Below are 806 nucleotides of genomic sequence, written 5' to 3'. Positions count from 1 at the left end.
GGGGTCTCCTCGTTTTCAGTGCAATAAGTGACGGTACGAAAAGCTAGCACTGGCGCGGAGGTGGTGTTGGTAGATCGTTGATTTCATTGACTTTCCTGTTCACTTTCAAATCTGCGATTCGTGGCGTCAAACCGTGGTCGGTTTCATCCATTGGTGCCAGTTATCGATGCATTTGGCCGCGAAGGCAGGATTTGGTCAGCATAGCGGTCAACCGGGAAGCGAAACACACCCCGCAAGTTGATGCTCTCCAGCCTGGTGGGCGCAATCTTCCCGATCAGTTCCGGTGGAATGACCTGGCGGCGGTTCGACCAGCGATCCAGGACCGCCTGCATCTGTGAGGTATTCCACGCCATCACGATGTTGGCCATCAGGCTCAACGCATCGGCCACAGCCTGCATTTCATCGACACGTTTGGCCTGCGCCGGGCTGATCCGGCCGGTATAAATGGCGCGCTTGAGGGCGTTAACAGCCTCGCCCCGATTGAGCACCCGGCGCAACTCGTTCCTGAAAGCGTCCTTGACAAAGTAGTCAGCCAAAAACGCCGTACGCAGCAACCGCCCCAATTGCACGCCAGCCTCATAGATTGGATCGCCCTGGGCGGCAGAACCGAACCGCGCAAGAGCTGCCACCGCACTGGCATGTCCGCTCATGACCGAGGCTGCCAGGTGCACCAGACTATCCCAATGCTTTTCGATCAAAGCGACGTCGACATTGGCTTCGCACACCGCAGCGATTTCTGCGGGCACTTTGGTGCCGCGTGGCACAAAGAGGTGGCGCTGTTTGAGTTCCTTCAACCGCGGGCAAAG

At 57.7% G+C, this 806-nt stretch carries 1 protein-coding gene; it reads right to left on the bottom strand.

Annotated elements, in window-relative coordinates; genetic code table 11:
- Nucleotides 1-143: 143 nt before the first annotated feature.
- On the bottom strand, nt 144-806 hold a 663-nt coding region (locus ACODS0_RS27990), incomplete at its 5' end, for a Tn3 family transposase (protein ID WP_488838504.1).

The organism is Acidovorax sp. FG60, from assembly GCF_057808995.1.
This window is presented reverse-complemented; position numbering and strand designations above follow the sequence as displayed.